Here is a 15,951-nt window from a genome sequence, read left to right as displayed (position 1 = left end):
TTATATATTTAGATATCAGCTTTATAAATGTTTATTTTTTCAACAGATTTGTTGAAATAAAGACAGTAAACAAAAACCATAATCAAGTAAGATACTGATAAATATAAATAAATTATTGGCATTTATTCTGCAAGTCCATAAAGATGACTATCCAATATGAGTATTTATAATGACAACTCGATCAATTCTATTGTCACGTCGAAAGTTTTTAGCACAAAGTCTTACCGCAGTAGGTGGTGTATCTTTAATAGGGAGCTTGTCTGGCTGCGATCAATCACCACAAACGGGTACTGAAGTACAGAGCCCATCTTCACTCACTCCCAAACATGGTGGAACGATTCGATTGGGTCTAATTGGTGGACAACAGTCAGGCAGTTTAGATCCACATCTGTCTACTTCAAGCGCAGGAATTACCCGAGGTTTTGCCATATATAACAAGCTATGGGAATGGGATGAAAATATGCTGCCACGTCTTGCCTTGGCTGAATTTGCGGAACCAAATCATAATGCGAGTGAATGGACCATTCGTCTACGTAAAGGTCTAGAATTCCATCACGGTAAAACAATTACTGCTGATGATGTGATTTTCTCAGTAAAACGTTTAACCGACCCAAAGCTTGCTTCACCGTTTCGAAATCTGGTGCAATGGATTGATCGGGATCGCATCCAAAAATTAGATGAATATACCGTTCGTATTCCTTTTATCAATTCAATTGCTGGTTTCGTTGCGCTACCTGAAACTTGGGTGAATTTTGGTGGAATCGTACCTACCGACTTTGATCCAATCCATAACCCAATCGGTGCAGGTCCTTATAAAGTCAAACAGTTTATCCCTGGTCAACGTTCTGTCTTCACCCGTTTTGAAAACTATTTTAAAGCGGATCAACCTTATGCAGACAGTTTTGAGGTGATTGATTTTAAAGATCAAGTCTCGCGTTTAAATGCCTTATTAGCAGGACAAATTGATATCGCCAATGCCATTTCACCTGAATACATTAAAATTCTGGAGCAGGCGAAACATATTCAAACCATTCGTTCTGAAACGAATACCCATAATGGTTTTGACTTTAATACGCAACAAGCCCCTTTTAATGATCCTAAAGTCCGTCAGGCATTTCGTTTAATTGCCAATCGAGAGGAGCTTGTACAACGTGGGTTAAATGGTCAGGGACGTATTGCCAATGATCTCTACTCACCACAGGACCCTGCTTTTCTTAACCTACCCCAACGTCAGCAAAATATCGAGGAAGCAAAAAAATTATTGGCACAAGCTGGTTTTAAAGATGGTTTAAATGTTGAACTTGTTGCACCTGCTGGCAGCGCCCAGCCTGCACTGATCTTTGCAGAACAAGCAAAACATGCCAATGTGAATATACGAGTCAAACAAGTCGATGCCGCAACATTTAATGGACCAGACCGCAATAAATGGCAATTGTCGAGTAACGCAACCAATGTCGGTACACCCTATTTATCTACTGCTGTTGTCAATGATGCACCGATTTCAACAACCAATAAAATCAATTTTAAAGATCCTGAATATAGTGAGTTGTTTTATAAGGCGCTTGCCGAACCAGATTTAGCAAAGCGAAAAGTGTATTTGACCCAAGCACAGAAAATTCAACATGAACGTGGTGGAATGCTGATCTGGGGATTTAGTCATACCATAGATGCAGCCACAAAAAATATTGGAGGCTTAGCCCCAGAACATACTATTTTTCCAACGTGGCGTTTTGAGAAATTATGGAAGGGTTGAGTACATCCGTTTAACTTTGCTTCCCCTCTTTATGAGGGGATTTTTATTCTGCTGGCAGAATAAATTAAAAAAGCTGCCGAAGCAGCTATTTAAGATGTGGCTGGGATTATTGAGGAACAGTGATCACCGATAATTTATCTACGCCGACTCGTTCAATACTTGCCAATAATTTTGCCACTGTCCCATAAGGAACAGTTTCATCCGCATTCAGGTTCAAAGCCAGCTTCGGGTTGCTATTCTTGCGTGACTGAATTTCTTGTTCAAAACTTGCAAGTGACACTTTGTCCTTATCCAAAAAAATCTCACCCTGTGGATTAACACTAATCACGACAGCTTTATTCTGATCAGTGGATTGAGTCGGTGCGGCCTTAGGTAAATTGACTTTCACCGTATTGGTCAGCAAAGGTGCTGTGACGATAAAGACAATCAGCAAAACCAACATCACATCCACCAACGGTGTAATGTTAATTTCACTCACCACGTCATCATCTTGAGAAGTAGAAATTGCCATTATGCGAATACTCCTTTCTCTTTCACTTCTTTTGTTGAAGCATCATTCAGAATCGTACTCTCTGCTGTATTTTTGGTTTTAGCAGTCGGCAATTGAAAACCAGCCTTTTGATTTAAACTGACAAAATCTGTTGCAAAATCATCTAAGTCTGCACCAATCGCTTTAACTTTACGTACAAAGTAGTTATAAGCAAGCACAGCAGGTACAGCAACAGCGATACCAATTCCTGTTGCAATCAATGCTTCACCAATCGGTCCAGCAACGACATCCATACTTGCATTACCAGAATGGGCAATCGCCTGTAATGCATGAATGATTCCGAATACTGTACCAAACAAACCAATAAAGGGTGCATTGTTACCAATAGACGCCAATAGCGCTGAACCTTTCTCCAATTGACGACGTTCAGTTAGAATTTGTTTGCGTAAGTGACGTTCCAATAGGTCCTGACGGCTCCAACTGTTTTGCAAGTCATGGTGTGTTTTTTCATCTGCTTCTATCAGTGTTTTAAACCCCGCATTTGCAACACGTGCTGCTGGTCCTTGCCCCGATTCAGATTTAGTTACGGCGTCAGATAAATTTTTTGCTTTCCAAAACGCCTCTACGAAACGTTTATCTTGTTTTGATGCTCTTTGAGTCTGAACGATTTTGATTACAACCAGTGCCCAAGTCACAATAGAGAAAGCAACCAATAACCAGATAGTGCCGTCATGGATCAATGAATTAATGTCAGTCATGTGAATATCCTCTTAATCTATAAAATTAAATTTATTTCGGTAATTGATAATGAATTGGAACATCGACCCAACCTTCTACAGGGGTTTTACCTTTTAAAGCGGGTGAAAATTTCCATTGCTTTACTGTTCTTACAGCAGCGCTATCTAAAAGTTTTTTGCCACTACTTTGCTTGACACTGACCGTATCAGGGCTACCATTTGCTAATACTTTGACCCTTAAAATCACAGAACCCTCCCAACCACGTTCGAGTGCCTGTTCTGGATATTCGGGTGCAGGATTACTCAGATAGCCGGCATATCCTTTCGCTTCCGTCACAGGTAAGTTGTCATCGACCGACTTCACAGGTTCAACCACTTTCTGAACAGGTGCAGGAGCCACCTCTTTGGTCACGACAGCCTCTTCAACTTTTTGTGGCGTAGGCTGAGTGACTGCTTTAGGTTGCTCCACCGCTTTCTGTACAGGTTTGGGTTGTTCAACCTGTTTAACTATTGGTTTTGGCTTTTCCACAACCGGTGGAATTTTAGGTTTCTCTGTTACAGGAGGAATTTTAGGTTCAATCACTTTGGGTGGTTCTTCAGGTTTTACAATTTCAATCACCACGGGTTCTGGCTTATGAATATCCAAAGTAGGTGTAGGCAAGTGTTTTGCGATATACCAAATTCCTAAATGCGCAGAAGCAACTGCAATAATCGCAATCAACACTTTATTCAAGCGTGGTGGAGAAGGTTGCGTAAGCTCCAAGGAATGCCGTGTAAACGGATCTGCTATGTTGTTTGAACTAGCTTCAGGTGCATATTGTTCAAATAGCAACGCCCGTTTATGCGAGTTAAATATTAGTTCACTCATAGGGTTTTAAACGAAAAATAAAATATTGAATAAAAAATTGCACAAGTCATGCCAAAAGAGCAAGTATTTGATTTTTATATTTTTAATCACTATTTTTTAATTAATCGATATTCAATATGTTGGTTTTCAGACAGTGTTATGCTGTTCAAACAACAAGATCCCTTTGATATATCAAAGGGATCTAAATTTATTATTTTAATTTATATCCAACCAGTGGTAAGACCTCTTCTGCTACCCGATAGGCTTCTTCCAAATGAGGGTTACTGGCTAAAATGAAATGACCAACACCAATATCAATATATTCTTGCAAACGCTCTGCAACCTGTTCATAGCTACCCACTAAAATACAGTTAGGTCCGCCACGTACATTGGACATACCCGCCCAAACGTTCGGACTTACAAATAAGTCTTCGAAACGATTGCCCTGCGCCAAAGCCTGCTGACGTTTTGCACCGACCGACTCAGTATCTTTTCGTTCAAAGGCATGACCATCAACAGCAATGGTTTCATACATCTGTTTAAGCTCCTGAAAAGCTTGCTCTTGTGTAGGCCGTGCCAATATATCAATACGCATACCAAATTTAACTTTACGATCAGGCGAGTTTTGTTCAAAAAATGCTCGTGCCTGTTCAATGACTTTTTTCTGCTGCTCAACAGGTTCACCCCAAGTTAAGTGAATATCGGCATGACGTCCTGCGACTTGTAAGGCGGCATCACTCGCACCAGCCAACCATAACCGAGGTACATCATATTGATTCATTGGGTATCTCAACCCACCCTGCTCAACATGAAAAAACTTACCATCATAGTCAAATGGCGCATGATGTGAATAACCTTTTACAAACTCCAAAAACTCGTTGGTCCGTGCATAGCGCTGGTCATGTTCAATAAAATCACCGTAAGCACGTTGCTGCGCACCGCCTCCACCTGAAATGACATTCCACTCTACTCGCCCCTGACTTAAACGCTGTAAACTGGCAGCCATTTGACTGGCATAGGCTGGATGAATAAACCACGGCTGAATCGCAATCAACAGTCGAAGTCGTTTAGTTTCCCTTGCTAATGCTGAAGCCAACACCCAAGGCTCTTCAGTATGAGGAAAAGCGGGAATCAATGCGCCATGAAAACCAACAATATCAGCCGCTTTTGCCACTTGTTGTACATAATCATAGTAGGCAAACAACTGATCTTCATGCTGCGGTGCCACGCGTTGTGGAGAATTAATTGCTGGATTTAACTGATTCCATTCACCACGGGTATGTAACTGATGTGCTCGACGACCATCCCCATGAACAGGAATTCTCCATAAAAACTCAACTGACATAATAGTTCTCAATAATTAAAAATTTCACGACATCGTGTTCGTTAGCTATGTCATGAGCAGAAATCATGCCGCTTTTCATTCGATATTTTTTTAACATATACTATTGTTTTATTTAAACTTTATAAAAACATACCAAAACATAGTGTTGAAATTTCAACACTTCTATACATTTAAATGTCTGTTTCACAGCATACATGACTGACTCAAAAACAATAGTCAGTATAAAAAATAATAAATAATTGATTTTTATATATTAATTATTTTGGCTTAGTTCTTGCTCTATTTCTCTATATTTTTTAATTCTTATGATGATATGCGTATTCTTCCTAGCTTATTTTTAAGTTTTAGTCTTTTAGGACTCGTCGCTTGCGATGCAAAACAAAACGAACAAGCATCTGAGAGTAAACCATCTCAGCAACAGTTGCGTATTGCTGTCGTAGCAAATGGAACATCAGGTAGTCTGGACTTTATTGGCGTACCACAACTCATCTCTCAAGACCCTATTTTTCTCAAGGCCTTAAAGCAACAACATATTGAGTTGAAATGGGAGCCAGTAACAACTGCTGCTGTAGCGACTTTAGTCAATGAAAGTTTCCTGAACAATAAAATTGATTTTGCTTTTTATGGCAACCTACCAGCTGTCGTACTAAATGCAACTGGGGTAAAAACACAAATTGTTGTGCCTGGGGGGATTGGTAATAATGTCTATCTGATTGTGCCACCTGATTCACAGGTAAAAAGTATTGAGGACTTAAAAGGTAAAAAAATTGCTTTACATCGTGGCCGTCCTTGGGAAATCAATTTTGGCCAACTGATACAAAGCAAAGGTTTAAACCTCAAAGACTTTCAAATTATTAACCTAAACCCTCAAGCAGGTGCAGCAGCTTTATCTGCCAAAAGTGTGGATGCATTTTTTACTTTAAGTGATGCGCTAACTTTACAAGACCGCCATCTCGGTAAAATTATATGGTCATCTCAATCCTTGCCTGCTGACTGGAAAATGCGTGCGGAATTATGGGGACGTAAAAACTATATTGAACAATATCCAGAGACCACTCAATTACTTGCTGATGCAACAGTTAGGGCAATGAACTGGATATCCCAACACCAAAATGAATTTCAGCAGAGTCAAACCAAGTTTGGACAACCTTTGTCTGTGATTCAACGTGAAAGCCAAAATAGTGCAAGTACATGGCAACAGGATTGGTCACCTGAATACAAAGTTGATTTCCTTAAACAACACTATGCCAAAGTCATTGATCATGCTGTGAAAAACCAGTTGATTCAAACGCCTTTAAAAGCAGATGAGCTGTTAAATCCAAAATTTGCCGAGCAAGCAATTCAAAATTTACATGCAAACGATCAGCAGAAGAAACAGGGAGACTAAGCGATGAAAACGCTCGTGAATCCTCCCCTTGAAAAGAATATCGTTGTGGTTAGACCTCCGCTATGGAGGAGAATTTCTGCTGAGCAGTTGTATGGGCTGCTCTCGCTGATTTCCCCTATATTGGCTTTACTTACTTGGCAATTTATTTGCTCTTTACAAATTTTTCCAACTCAAATTCTGGTGCCACCCGCAACGGTCTGGAATACATTTATTAGTTTATTGCAAAGTGGTGAACTACAACTGCACTTAAAGGATAGTCTTGCTCGATTATTTTTTGGATTTTCTATTGCAGCACTCAGTGCCATTGCTTTTGGAATTGCCTATGGTTCAATCACCACATTCCGTAATTACACTTATATCTTATTTAATCTGCTTTACCAGATTCCGATCTTTGTTCTTATTCCTATTTTTATTCTCGTTTTTGGGATTGGTGAACTGTTTAAAATTTTACTCATTATCAAAGCCTGTTTTTTCCCAATTGCTTTGGCAACAGCAGATGCAGTGAAAAATATTCCTAAACAATATATTGAACTCGGTCAAATCTACAAACTTAAAACGCGAGCGTGGCTTAGGTACATCGTCATCCCCTCTACATTACCCCCCTTGATCAGTGGACTGCGAATTGCATTAGGCCGAGCATGGTTGATTTTAGTTGCCGTTGAATTACTTGCAGCGGGTACTGGTATTGGTCAGATGATGGAGCTTGGACGGCAAATGCTTCGTCTAGATGTGGTGATGGTCGGGGTATTTATCACAGGCATGATCGGTTTTAGCCTCGATAAACTTTTACGTTTGGTCGAACAACGCTTTATATCACCTGCTCTCAGTTCAAGGGGGAAATAATGTCGTCACTATCACTTACTTTAAAAGGTGCATTACAACAGCCTGTGGTCCTTTTACAAGGTCTCGTACTTCCAGCAATATTACTAGCGTTATGGCAATACAACTCAGGACTAGGCTCTAGTCATGCCTATGCCTTTGTCCCTTTACAGAATATTTATTCTGCTTCTCTTCAACTACTAGAAACAGGTGAATTATGGGTGAATACATGGGGTAGTCTGAAGAAAGCGGGATTAGGCTTTTTATTTGGTTCAACAGCTGGACTAATTTTAGGCGCCTTACTCGCCTATTCAAAAGTTTTTAATGCGCTCGTTTCGCCACTGTTTAACAGTATCCGACAAGTTCCACTCCTCGGTTTAACGCCATTAATTGCTTTATGGTTTGGCAATGGTGAAGAAGCCAAGATCTTTATTATCGCACTGGCTTCTTTTTTCCCCTTGGTCATTAATACCTTTCAAGGACTTAGCCACTATGATGAAAAATACAGTGAAGTCGCACGAATGTATCAGTTTTCATTTTGGCGTGAATTTAAAAGAATCCGCTTGCCACAAGCCTTGCCACATATTTTAACGGGGTTAAATTTAGCGGTCCCTTTTACCTGGATCACCACCACAGCAAGTGAATTGCTATTCAATGCAGGCGCAGGCTTGGGCAATCTCATGATGAAAGCTGAAATTAATGCTGAAATGGACATCCTATTGGTGTGCGCAATGACCGTCACCATGAGCGGTATTTTTATGACCACATGTATCCACTTCATTTCAAAACGTCTGCTGCAATGGCGAGCTTAGTAGCCCCTAATTTAAAAATACAATCAGGATTTCAAAATGTCTTTTCCTTTACTCTCGATTAAAAAACTCAATAAATCATTCCAACGTGATCAGAACAACTTAACTGTTTTAGACGGTATTCATCTCGACATTGAGCAAGGCGAATTTATCTCCATTGTCGGCAGCAGTGGTTGTGGAAAATCGACGCTACTCCGTCTAATTGCAGGACTAGACTCAGACTATCAAGGTGAAATTTTACTCAATAAAATTCCTATCCAAGGGACAGATTTAAAACGAGGCTTAATTTTTCAGGAGCATCGCTTACTGCCTTGGCTCACCGTTTCCGAAAACATCCATTTGGCGCTGGAAGAAACAGGGTTAAGCCGTTCAGAAAAAAATGCACGTGTGAAAGAGCATATCGAAATTGTTGGACTTACTGGATTCGAGAATGCATACCCTCACGAATTGTCTGGTGGTATGGCACAGCGGGTTGCCATTGCACGTGGGTTAGTCAATAAACCTGATATTTTACTTTTAGATGAACCGTTTGGTGCATTGGATGCCATGACCCGGAGTCATTTACAGGCTGAACTGCAACGTATCTGGCAACATGAAAAAATCACCATGATTCTTGTGACGCACGATATTGAAGAAGCCGTATATCTTGGAGATCGTGTGATTGTGATGTCAGCTCGACCAGGGAAAATCAAGGAAATTATACCTATTCCTTTAGCCCATCCAAGACATAAAGATAGTGAAAGCTTATTCAATTTTCGTAATCAAGCACTTCATCTACTGGACCATACCGCATAATTAAATCGAATATTGATCGATATTAATATGATTTAGAAAACAGACGATGTCGTGATATTAATAGTCTTTATTATATATTATTCAGGAGTTTTAGCATGGGTTTATCAATTTGGCATATTCTATTATTTGCCGTTATCGTTATTTTATTATTTGGCACTTCAAAGCTAAAAAACCTAGGAAAATATTTGGGTGGTGCAATTAAAGACTTTAAAGACTCTGTTAATCCTGATGATCCAAAATTAATACAGAATCAACAATACAAAGATATTAATTCGTTAGAATCAAATAGCGAGAAGCAGACCAAGTTATAAGTGATATATTGCCATGTTTAATATCAGTTTTGGGGAACTATTTGCTTTTGGCATTATTGCCCTCATCATTTTAGGGCCTGAAAAGCTTCCTCAAACATTAAGAATGGTACTATTCAAATATAGAGCAATTAAAAACCACCTCAATAAAATCCAGAATGATCTAGAAAATGAACTGGAATTGATTGAACTAAAAAGAATCATGCAAGAAGAGCTGCAAAAAATAAAACAAAATGAAGAACAGCTCAAACAACAACTCACGCTCATGCAACAAGAAATTGAAAATGTACAATCCACTGTTTCTTTGGAACAAAGAACCAAAGCAACATACACCACGGATTATGTCTATATCCAATCACATGACAAGTTAAGGACGCCATTTTTAACTCATTTTAAAACAGTAAATAAATTCAATGAGGATCAAGCCGCATGACTGAACATCTCGTCAGTGAAAACCTCACTGAAATGAAATATAGCGAACACCTGAAAGAGTTAAGAAAGCGTTTGATCTATAGCATTGGTGCGGTTGTTACCATTTTTTTAGTGCTTCTCCCGCTTGCCCAACAAAACTACCATGTTCTTGCTCGACCTTTAATCTCATTGTTACCTGTTAACTCAACCATGATTGCAACGGATGTCATGGGTACATTTTTAGCTCCGTTCAAACTCAACATTTATCTGGCAATTCTAGTGAGTATTCCCTTTATCCTGTATCAGTTTTGGCAATTTGTTGCACCTGCACTCTACCAAAACGAGAAAAGATTTGGTGTCGCTCTAGCACTTTCCAGTATTTTTTTATTTTATCTCGGCCTCTTGTTTGCTTATGGCCTGATCTTACCCTTGGCCTTAAAGTTCTTTATATTGGCTTCTCCTGAAAATGTATTACCGATGACGGATATCAATAGCTATCTGGATTTCTGTTTAAAGCTTTTTCTTGCTTTTGGTCTGGCATTTCAAATCCCAGTATTAACTTATATTCTTATTTTTATTGGAATTCTATCTATTCAACAATTAGAACAACATCGCAAACACATCATTGTGTTCTTCTTTTTTATTGCAATGTTCATTACCCCTCCAGATGTGTTCAGTATGCTTGCTCTTGCTGTCCCTATGTGGCTGTTATTTGAATTAGGTTTATGGATCACTAAATTAACAACAATAAAAAAAGAACATCCATAGGTCAAAGATGGATGTTCTTAGAATAGAATATTTTTTCTATGCAATTTCATTTTCATTCTTATTGGGTAATAAATTATAACGAGACAAAAGGTTACGCAAAACATTGCGCGAAAGGCCTAACATTTTTGCAGTCTTGACCTGATTATTCCAGCAACTTGAAAATGCTGTATTCACAATCTTATCTTCAATAATATGCCAAGCTTCCCCATCATATTCCTGAAATAAACGCTTCAGGATATCTTCAAACTCCTGAATTAAATCACTATCAGGTAATGCTGCTGATCCACCTTCTTCTGAAAAACGCAGATGTTCAATATCAATCGTTTTACCACTGCTCATCAGTAAAGCATAATGAATATTGTTTTCCAACTCACGAATGTTCCCTGGCCAACTATAATTGAGGAGCGCATTTCTTGCCCGATCACTAATATTTGGCTTGGTGGTAATCAGCTTCTGAGAATACGAATTTAAGAAAAAATCGACTAAAGGTAAAATATCGCCTTTACGTTCCCGTAATGGCAAAATATTCAGTACCACGACATTCAAACGGTAGTATAAATCGAGCCTAAACTTGTTTTCTGCCACAGCCTTACGCAAATCTACATGCGTACCAGACAGAATACGTACGTCGATTGGAATTGGTTTACGGCCACCTACGCGCATCACTTCTTTTTCTTGCAATACCCGTAATAGCTTGACTTGTAGAGATAGTGGCAACTCACCCACTTCGTCCAAAAACAAAGTACCACCATCTGCTGTTTCGAAAATACCAGCACGTGTCTTATTTGCTCCGGTAAAGGCACCTGCCTCATAGCCGAATAACTCAGACTCAGCTAATGTTTCAACCAGAGCACCACAGTTCACAGCAAGAAAAGGTTTGTTTTTACGATCACTTTTCAAATGAATTTCACGTGCAATCAACTCTTTACCTGTACCTGACTCACCTTGAATGATAACGCTAGCAGAGCTTGGTGCAATAGTTTCAACTTGATTTAACAATTTACGAGAGTTTTGATCTGAGAAAATAATTGCTTTTGCTCGAATTGGTTTTACAGGTACCCCGTTATCTGGCAAAGTAATTACTTTATAATCATTATCCAAATAGGATTTCATAATTAATCCTTTAAATAGATTAGGATGATATTAAAATAGAATAGTACAATTCAATTACAAAACTGATAAATAATAATTACAGATATTCAATCCATGATTTAAATATTCATCACTCTAAAAATCAACCTTATAACTTTATTAAGAATATAATTCTCAATTTATGAAATGTTGTTTTTTAAGCAGAATACGAATGCTTCTGATCAAATTTAGACACCTGATTAAAATACCATTCCCTAATCGCTTATTTTATATCAGTTTAAACTTGGCATTTATTTTGCTCATTGGTTAAAAATCCATAAAATAGGTTTAATAATGAGCATCGAATTCGTTGGTATGGTTTTTCCTAATCAATGGTCAGAAACCAAAGGTACACGTATTGGTCATAAAATAGACCTCGACTATCTACGTTATCATGCACGGGCACATGAATATGCTGGTTTCGATAAAGTTTTAATTGCTAGTGGACCAAGCAGCCCAGATAGTACACAAATTGCAGCTTATCTCGCACAGCATACTGAGCAACTCGGGTTTATGATTGCCCATCGTCCCGCGCTTGTAACACCAAATCTGGCTGCACGTTCTTTTGCGACACTTGACCATACGACAGGTGGTGGAAGAATCCGTTTACATGCAATTACAGGAATTACGGCTGAGCCTCAAGAAGGTGATTATATTGTTGATAAAATTCAACGTTATGAACGGACCGGGGAATATCTAGATATCATCAAGAAACTCTGGAAAAGCGATCAACCTATTAGTTATGAAGGTAAGTACTTTAAGCTAGAAAACGCTTTTTGCCCGTTAAAGCCAGTCAACGGGACAATCCCGATTTCATTCGGTGGCTCATCCGATATTGCTTATGATATTGCAGTCCGCCATGCAGACCTGTATTCACTTTGGGGGGAACCACTGGCTGGTGTAAAAGATCAAATTACTAAATTAAAGCTCGCAGCAGAACACGCCAATAAACCGCAGCCACCTGTTAGCTTATCCGTACGCCTTATTATTGGCCCAACCGAAGAACTTGCTTGGCAGCGTGCAGAACAGATACTTGCTGATATTCAGAACAATCCAACTTTTCAGAATAACGGCACATTGTCAGGGCACAAAATCAAAGGAATTGGTTCACAACGCTTATTGGCAGCAGCCCAACAAGGTGATCGACATGATCGTGCCTTATGGATGCCCACTGCAACTGCTGTAGGAGCTTATGGTGATACCACTGCCTTGGTTGGTACACCAGATACCATTATTGCGGCATTACTCGATTATGTAGATTTAGGCGTTACCACCTTTTTAAATCGTGGCTACGATCCAATCTATGACACGGTCGATTATGGCCGCTATATCATCCCTGCTGTACGTGAAGAGGCTGCCAAAAGATTAAAGCGCATCGCTTAAACATTTAAAGCATAAAGCCGCTCTGCAATATCTTTGAAGAGCGGCTTTTTAAAATAAAGATTTTCTTCAGTGAGAAAATCTTTATTTCATCGTTTATTGTAAGTCAGGTTTACAAATAGCCTGAATTTTCTCTCCTGCAATCACCTTTTTAGCAAATGGAATCGAATCTTGTAATGACGCATTGCTAACCCTATATTTGCAATAACAAATAAGGTCGCCGTCAATAAGAAACGAAATGGCATAAATCGATACAAAGCCAAACTTCGCAATAATGGATAATTTTTAAACATAAAAGATAGAAAAAAATTTGAGATTTTGTATTAGTGCGAGATTCATGCCAAATTAATGACCTGAAAAAATATTTTAACCCATTGTTTTATATTATTTTTATAGATGACTATTTATAGTGATGTTGATTTTAAAACACTGGCGCAATGGTTCTGTTGTAATCGCAACAAAATTTGATATATCAACATCATAAAAAACGATATTACAAATAACCAATAAATATCAACAACTTAATAAATGGCATCAATTTTGCTTTAAAGCATAAAAATCACAAAAGGATGTCATGATGACAACACTTCAAACTCAATCATTAAACACACTTTGGTACACGCGCTGCCCTGTACCAACAGGCCTAGGCATTTCAATTCAAAAAGGTTGGCTCAAAGAAAAGTTTAATGAGCAGCAGATTGAAATAAAATCAATTCGAGAATCAAATTCCAAAGATATTCGCAACTCTCATTTTAACCATACACTTGCCAATTCAGTTCGACACGGTGGCAGTATTCCTGCAATCTGGGCATATGCATCTGGTCAAAAAACTAAAGTGATTGGATTATCTTGGGCTGATGAAGTTCAATTATTGTTAACACGCTATGATTCAAACATCAAAACTGTTGCAGACCTAAAAGGCAAACGTTTTGGAATTCCATTAAATCAGGATGCAATTATTGATTTCTCGCGTGCACAGGCGATTCGTGGTTTAGAGAATGCCTTAAAGACAGTAGATTTAAAGGTAAGCGATCTTGAATTAGTTGACTGTTTACGAGCAGATATTTTAACAGCACAGCAACAACAGCCAGAAGAAAATGATTCTAGCTTTTATGGTAATCGCAACAAAATCAACGCAAGTGCAGAGATCGTGGCATTAATTAAAGGTGATGTGGATGCCATTTTTCTAAAAGGTGCACATGCTGCGCAGATTGCCCATGATTTCGCCCTGCATACCATTATTGATATTGGCTCACATCCAGAACCTATTCTACGCTCCAATAATGGAACACCAAGAACACTCACTGTTGATGAAGATTTTCTAAAGCAATATCCAGAGCAAGCCCAATCAATTGTTGATGCTGTTTTACAAGCAGAACAATGGGCACATGAAAACGCCGATGAAACCCATCGTTATCTAGCAAAAGAATGTAATAGTAGTGAGCAATGGGTTCATGCGGCATACGGTGCGGATGCACATCTGAAACTGAACACTAACTTTGATGAAATCTCTATTATTGCTTTACAAGACTTGAGTGATTTTCTCTATCGCTGGAACTTTATTCCTGCACAAATTAATGTTCGTGAATGGCTTGCACAGGATATTTCTATTCAAACTCAAGTGGCTTAATACTTTAAAATTAAAAAGGTTGTCATGATGACAACCTTTTTTTATTGAATTCATTTTACTTAGAAAATTTAGTCACATTTTCCGCCTGCTTCTTTAGAAGTACGGAGTTGTATTCTCCTGGTGGAATATTATTTAAATAATAATTTCCAACATGATATAGCCTCCAGCGAATTGGATCATGCGTGGTGTGAGTTCGTGCATTTCGCCAGAAGCGGTCTAGGTTCCATTTCGATAAAGTTGAACTTGCCCCAAGTAATCCAAAAATTTCACTCGAAATTTTTAAAGATGCATGATCAGACTGACTACGGGTAGCAGCAACCGATAAAATCAGTTCAGTTTGTAAATCTTCATCCTCTACATTTGCCAAATGCTGTTCAAAAATCTGTGCTGAACGATCCAATAATGCCTCAGCTGAACGCACTAAAACAGCGAACTCACCAATCTGTTTGATGATATGAGATTCATGCGTAGGCGAGTCGACGCCACTTTCTACCCAAGGTCGAGCATGATGTTGTAAATAATCAATCCCGCCTTGTAGGGCTCCTTTAGCAATTCCTGTGTCCATTGCAGCATGTAAAATCTGAGGCCAAGTGAGTCCAGTACGTAAAACAGTGCCTAAACCACCCGTATTTCGCTTAGCAACATAACGTTCATCAACAATCACATCTTTAAAATTAACAGTGCCACTGACACTATTATTTTGTCCCATCGCATCCCAGTCATCGAGCAACTCCACTCCATGCGTATCACGATGAATTAAAATCGAGACAGGTCCATCATCACTACCGGCAAATAAAGAAATCCATTCTGCAAGTAAAGAACCCGTAGAATAAAACTTACTGCCATTTAAAATTAATTGTCCTTCTGAATTTCGCTCTACACGTGTCTTATGCTGAAATTTATCTTTACCACCCACTTCTGCAAGTGCATTACCCAAACGCTTTCCGCTTAAGATATCAACCAGTAACTGATCACGAATTTCATCATCATAGCCCGTTAAAACGCCTCGGAACATGGTGAAGTGAATCTGTAATAACTGCCCTACACCACCATCTGCGGATGAAATAATTTTCACCACATTGACCAAAGTTGAAATACTGGCGCCTAAGCCCCCAAATTGCTTGGGTACAATAATCGCAGTTAAACCAGCTTCTGAAATTAAGCGAGCTTGTTCATAAGGTACGGTCTTGTTATAACTGGGGTCTCGAGCAAATTGATTCAGTTGATCCGCCACCTCTTTTGCAATATCAAGTGCTTCTTGCTCACTTTGAATATGCCTGATACTACCTAATTCTAAAAAATTACGTTGGTTAATGTCGTTCATTGTTAACTCCGGAAAAT

General features: G+C 38.9%; 16 protein-coding genes and 2 pseudogenes. 10 read left to right on the top strand and 8 right to left on the bottom strand.

Annotation, left to right across the window (positions count from 1 at the left end; translation table 11 throughout):
• The first annotated feature begins 169 nt into the window (after nt 1-169).
• Nucleotides 170-1,753: an ABC transporter substrate-binding protein gene (locus MN869_RS06785; protein WP_033133526.1), complete on the top strand. Its 1,584-nt coding sequence runs from the start codon at nt 170-172 to the stop codon at nt 1,751-1,753.
• 106 nt (nt 1,754-1,859) lie between these two features.
• Here the strand turns inward: MN869_RS06785 and MN869_RS06780 are convergent, their stop codons facing one another.
• The 4 genes from MN869_RS06780 to MN869_RS06765 all read right to left on the bottom strand — a co-directional run bounded on the left by MN869_RS06780 (nt 1,860) and on the right by MN869_RS06765 (nt 5,172).
• Nucleotides 1,860-2,264 (bottom strand): biopolymer transporter ExbD, encoded by a 405-nt coding sequence (locus tag MN869_RS06780; RefSeq protein WP_004655022.1) that lies wholly within the window; start codon nt 2,262-2,264, stop codon nt 1,860-1,862.
• Nucleotides 2,264-3,001, bottom strand: coding sequence for a MotA/TolQ/ExbB proton channel family protein (locus MN869_RS06775; protein WP_004660922.1), 738 nt, complete (start codon nt 2,999-3,001; stop codon nt 2,264-2,266). The genes MN869_RS06780 and MN869_RS06775 overlap by 1 nt, the downstream gene beginning before the upstream one ends.
• A gap of 31 nt (nt 3,002-3,032) precedes the next feature.
• Nucleotides 3,033-3,848 (bottom strand): energy transducer TonB, encoded by an 816-nt coding sequence (locus tag MN869_RS06770; protein ID WP_005205334.1) that lies wholly within the window; start codon nt 3,846-3,848, stop codon nt 3,033-3,035.
• Between the two features lie 190 nt (nt 3,849-4,038).
• Nucleotides 4,039-5,172, bottom strand: coding sequence for an LLM class flavin-dependent oxidoreductase (locus MN869_RS06765; protein ID WP_033133525.1), 1,134 nt, complete (start codon nt 5,170-5,172; stop codon nt 4,039-4,041).
• Between the two features lie 313 nt (nt 5,173-5,485).
• On the opposite strand from MN869_RS06765, the gene MN869_RS06760 reads away from it, so the two are divergent.
• The 7 genes from MN869_RS06760 to tatC all read left to right on the top strand — a co-directional run bounded on the left by MN869_RS06760 (nt 5,486) and on the right by tatC (nt 10,469).
• Nucleotides 5,486-6,559 carry an ABC transporter substrate-binding protein gene (locus tag MN869_RS06760; protein ID WP_033133524.1) on the top strand — a complete coding sequence of 358 codons (1,074 nt, stop codon included), beginning with the start codon at nt 5,486-5,488 and terminating at the stop codon, nt 6,557-6,559.
• A gap of 3 nt (nt 6,560-6,562) precedes the next feature.
• Nucleotides 6,563-7,402: an ABC transporter permease gene (locus tag MN869_RS06755; RefSeq protein ID WP_033133523.1), complete on the top strand. Its 840-nt coding sequence runs from the start codon at nt 6,563-6,565 to the stop codon at nt 7,400-7,402.
• Nucleotides 7,402-8,190 carry an ABC transporter permease gene (locus MN869_RS06750; protein WP_033133522.1) on the top strand — a complete coding sequence of 263 codons (789 nt, stop codon included), beginning with the start codon at nt 7,402-7,404 and terminating at the stop codon, nt 8,188-8,190. Before MN869_RS06755 ends, MN869_RS06750 begins: the two co-directional genes overlap by 1 nt.
• 36 nt (nt 8,191-8,226) lie before the next feature.
• Entirely contained in the window at nt 8,227-8,982 is a 756-nt protein-coding gene (locus tag MN869_RS06745; RefSeq protein ID WP_033133521.1) for an ABC transporter ATP-binding protein, read from the top strand.
• Nucleotides 8,983-9,077: 95 nt separating this feature from the next.
• Complete coding sequence (locus MN869_RS06740) at nt 9,078-9,293, top strand: Sec-independent protein translocase subunit TatA (protein WP_033133520.1); 216 nt, start codon at nt 9,078-9,080, stop codon at nt 9,291-9,293.
• A gap of 13 nt (nt 9,294-9,306) precedes the next feature.
• Nucleotides 9,307-9,723 (top strand): Sec-independent protein translocase protein TatB, encoded by a 417-nt coding sequence (tatB, locus tag MN869_RS06735; RefSeq protein WP_033133519.1) that lies wholly within the window; start codon nt 9,307-9,309, stop codon nt 9,721-9,723.
• The gene (gene tatC / locus MN869_RS06730; protein WP_033133518.1) at nt 9,720-10,469 is read left to right on the top strand and encodes a twin-arginine translocase subunit TatC; all 750 of its coding nucleotides are present in this window, start codon (nt 9,720-9,722) and stop codon (nt 10,467-10,469) included. The genes tatB and tatC overlap by 4 nt, the downstream gene beginning before the upstream one ends.
• Nucleotides 10,470-10,505: 36 nt before the next feature.
• Here tatC and MN869_RS06725 read toward each other — a convergent pair whose 3' ends face one another.
• A complete protein-coding gene (locus MN869_RS06725) occupies nt 10,506-11,582 on the bottom strand; it encodes a sigma-54 dependent transcriptional regulator (RefSeq protein WP_004655042.1) in 1,077 nt (358 codons plus the stop codon).
• Nucleotides 11,583-11,894: 312 nt separating this feature from the next.
• Between MN869_RS06725 and MN869_RS06720 the strand changes: the two genes are divergently transcribed.
• The gene (locus tag MN869_RS06720) at nt 11,895-12,983 is read left to right on the top strand and encodes an LLM class flavin-dependent oxidoreductase (RefSeq protein WP_033133517.1); all 1,089 of its coding nucleotides are present in this window, start codon (nt 11,895-11,897) and stop codon (nt 12,981-12,983) included.
• Nucleotides 12,984-13,076: 93 nt separating this feature from the next.
• On the opposite strand, the pseudogene MN869_RS06715 reads toward MN869_RS06720, so the two are convergent.
• Both MN869_RS06715 and MN869_RS06710 read right to left on the bottom strand, forming a co-directional pair.
• Nucleotides 13,077-13,166: pseudogene (locus MN869_RS06715) on the bottom strand (hypothetical protein); the annotation flags it as partial.
• A pseudogene (locus MN869_RS06710) lies at nt 13,148-13,273 on the bottom strand (hypothetical protein); the annotation flags it as partial. The pseudogenes MN869_RS06715 and MN869_RS06710, both read right to left, overlap by 19 nt.
• A gap of 284 nt (nt 13,274-13,557) precedes the next feature.
• On the opposite strand from MN869_RS06710, the gene MN869_RS06705 reads away from it, so the two are divergent.
• Nucleotides 13,558-14,610, top strand: a complete 1,053-nt coding sequence (locus MN869_RS06705) for an ABC transporter substrate-binding protein (protein ID WP_033133516.1) — start codon at nt 13,558-13,560, stop codon at nt 14,608-14,610.
• 55 nt (nt 14,611-14,665) lie between these two features.
• Here MN869_RS06705 and MN869_RS06700 read toward each other — a convergent pair whose 3' ends face one another.
• Nucleotides 14,666-15,934: an acyl-CoA dehydrogenase family protein gene (locus MN869_RS06700; protein WP_033133515.1), complete on the bottom strand. Its 1,269-nt coding sequence runs from the start codon at nt 15,932-15,934 to the stop codon at nt 14,666-14,668.
• Nucleotides 15,935-15,951: the final 17 nt, after the last annotated feature.

This window comes from Acinetobacter sp. NIPH1876, from assembly GCF_022808535.1.
Taxonomy (GTDB): Bacteria; Pseudomonadota; Gammaproteobacteria; order Pseudomonadales; family Moraxellaceae; genus Acinetobacter; species Acinetobacter higginsii.
This window is presented reverse-complemented; position numbering and strand designations above follow the sequence as displayed.

What these genes read in the sequence shown, in the direction of transcription:
- MN869_RS06745 (WP_033133521.1), top strand. Translation starts at nt 8,227, where the DNA reads ATGTCTTTTCCTTTACTCTCGATTAAAAAACTCAATAAATCATTCCAA.
- MN869_RS06720 (WP_033133517.1), top strand. Translation starts at nt 11,895, where the DNA reads ATGAGCATCGAATTCGTTGGTATGGTTTTTCCTAATCAATGGTCAGAA.
- MN869_RS06750 (WP_033133522.1), top strand. Translation starts at nt 7,402, where the DNA reads ATGTCGTCACTATCACTTACTTTAAAAGGTGCATTACAACAGCCTGTG.
- tatB (WP_033133519.1), top strand. Translation starts at nt 9,307, where the DNA reads ATGTTTAATATCAGTTTTGGGGAACTATTTGCTTTTGGCATTATTGCC.
- MN869_RS06725 (WP_004655042.1), bottom strand. Translation starts at nt 11,582, where the DNA reads ATGAAATCCTATTTGGATAATGATTATAAAGTAATTACTTTGCCAGAT.
- tatC (WP_033133518.1), top strand. Translation starts at nt 9,720, where the DNA reads ATGACTGAACATCTCGTCAGTGAAAACCTCACTGAAATGAAATATAGC.
- MN869_RS06785 (WP_033133526.1), top strand. Translation starts at nt 170, where the DNA reads ATGACAACTCGATCAATTCTATTGTCACGTCGAAAGTTTTTAGCACAA.
- MN869_RS06765 (WP_033133525.1), bottom strand. Translation starts at nt 5,172, where the DNA reads ATGTCAGTTGAGTTTTTATGGAGAATTCCTGTTCATGGGGATGGTCGT.
- MN869_RS06770 (WP_005205334.1), bottom strand. Translation starts at nt 3,848, where the DNA reads ATGAGTGAACTAATATTTAACTCGCATAAACGGGCGTTGCTATTTGAA.
- MN869_RS06740 (WP_033133520.1), top strand. Translation starts at nt 9,078, where the DNA reads ATGGGTTTATCAATTTGGCATATTCTATTATTTGCCGTTATCGTTATT.
- MN869_RS06780 (WP_004655022.1), bottom strand. Translation starts at nt 2,264, where the DNA reads ATGGCAATTTCTACTTCTCAAGATGATGACGTGGTGAGTGAAATTAAC.
- MN869_RS06700 (WP_033133515.1), bottom strand. Translation starts at nt 15,934, where the DNA reads ATGAACGACATTAACCAACGTAATTTTTTAGAATTAGGTAGTATCAGG.
- MN869_RS06775 (WP_004660922.1), bottom strand. Translation starts at nt 3,001, where the DNA reads ATGACTGACATTAATTCATTGATCCATGACGGCACTATCTGGTTATTG.
- MN869_RS06760 (WP_033133524.1), top strand. Translation starts at nt 5,486, where the DNA reads ATGCGTATTCTTCCTAGCTTATTTTTAAGTTTTAGTCTTTTAGGACTC.
- MN869_RS06755 (WP_033133523.1), top strand. Translation starts at nt 6,563, where the DNA reads ATGAAAACGCTCGTGAATCCTCCCCTTGAAAAGAATATCGTTGTGGTT.
- MN869_RS06705 (WP_033133516.1), top strand. Translation starts at nt 13,558, where the DNA reads ATGACAACACTTCAAACTCAATCATTAAACACACTTTGGTACACGCGC.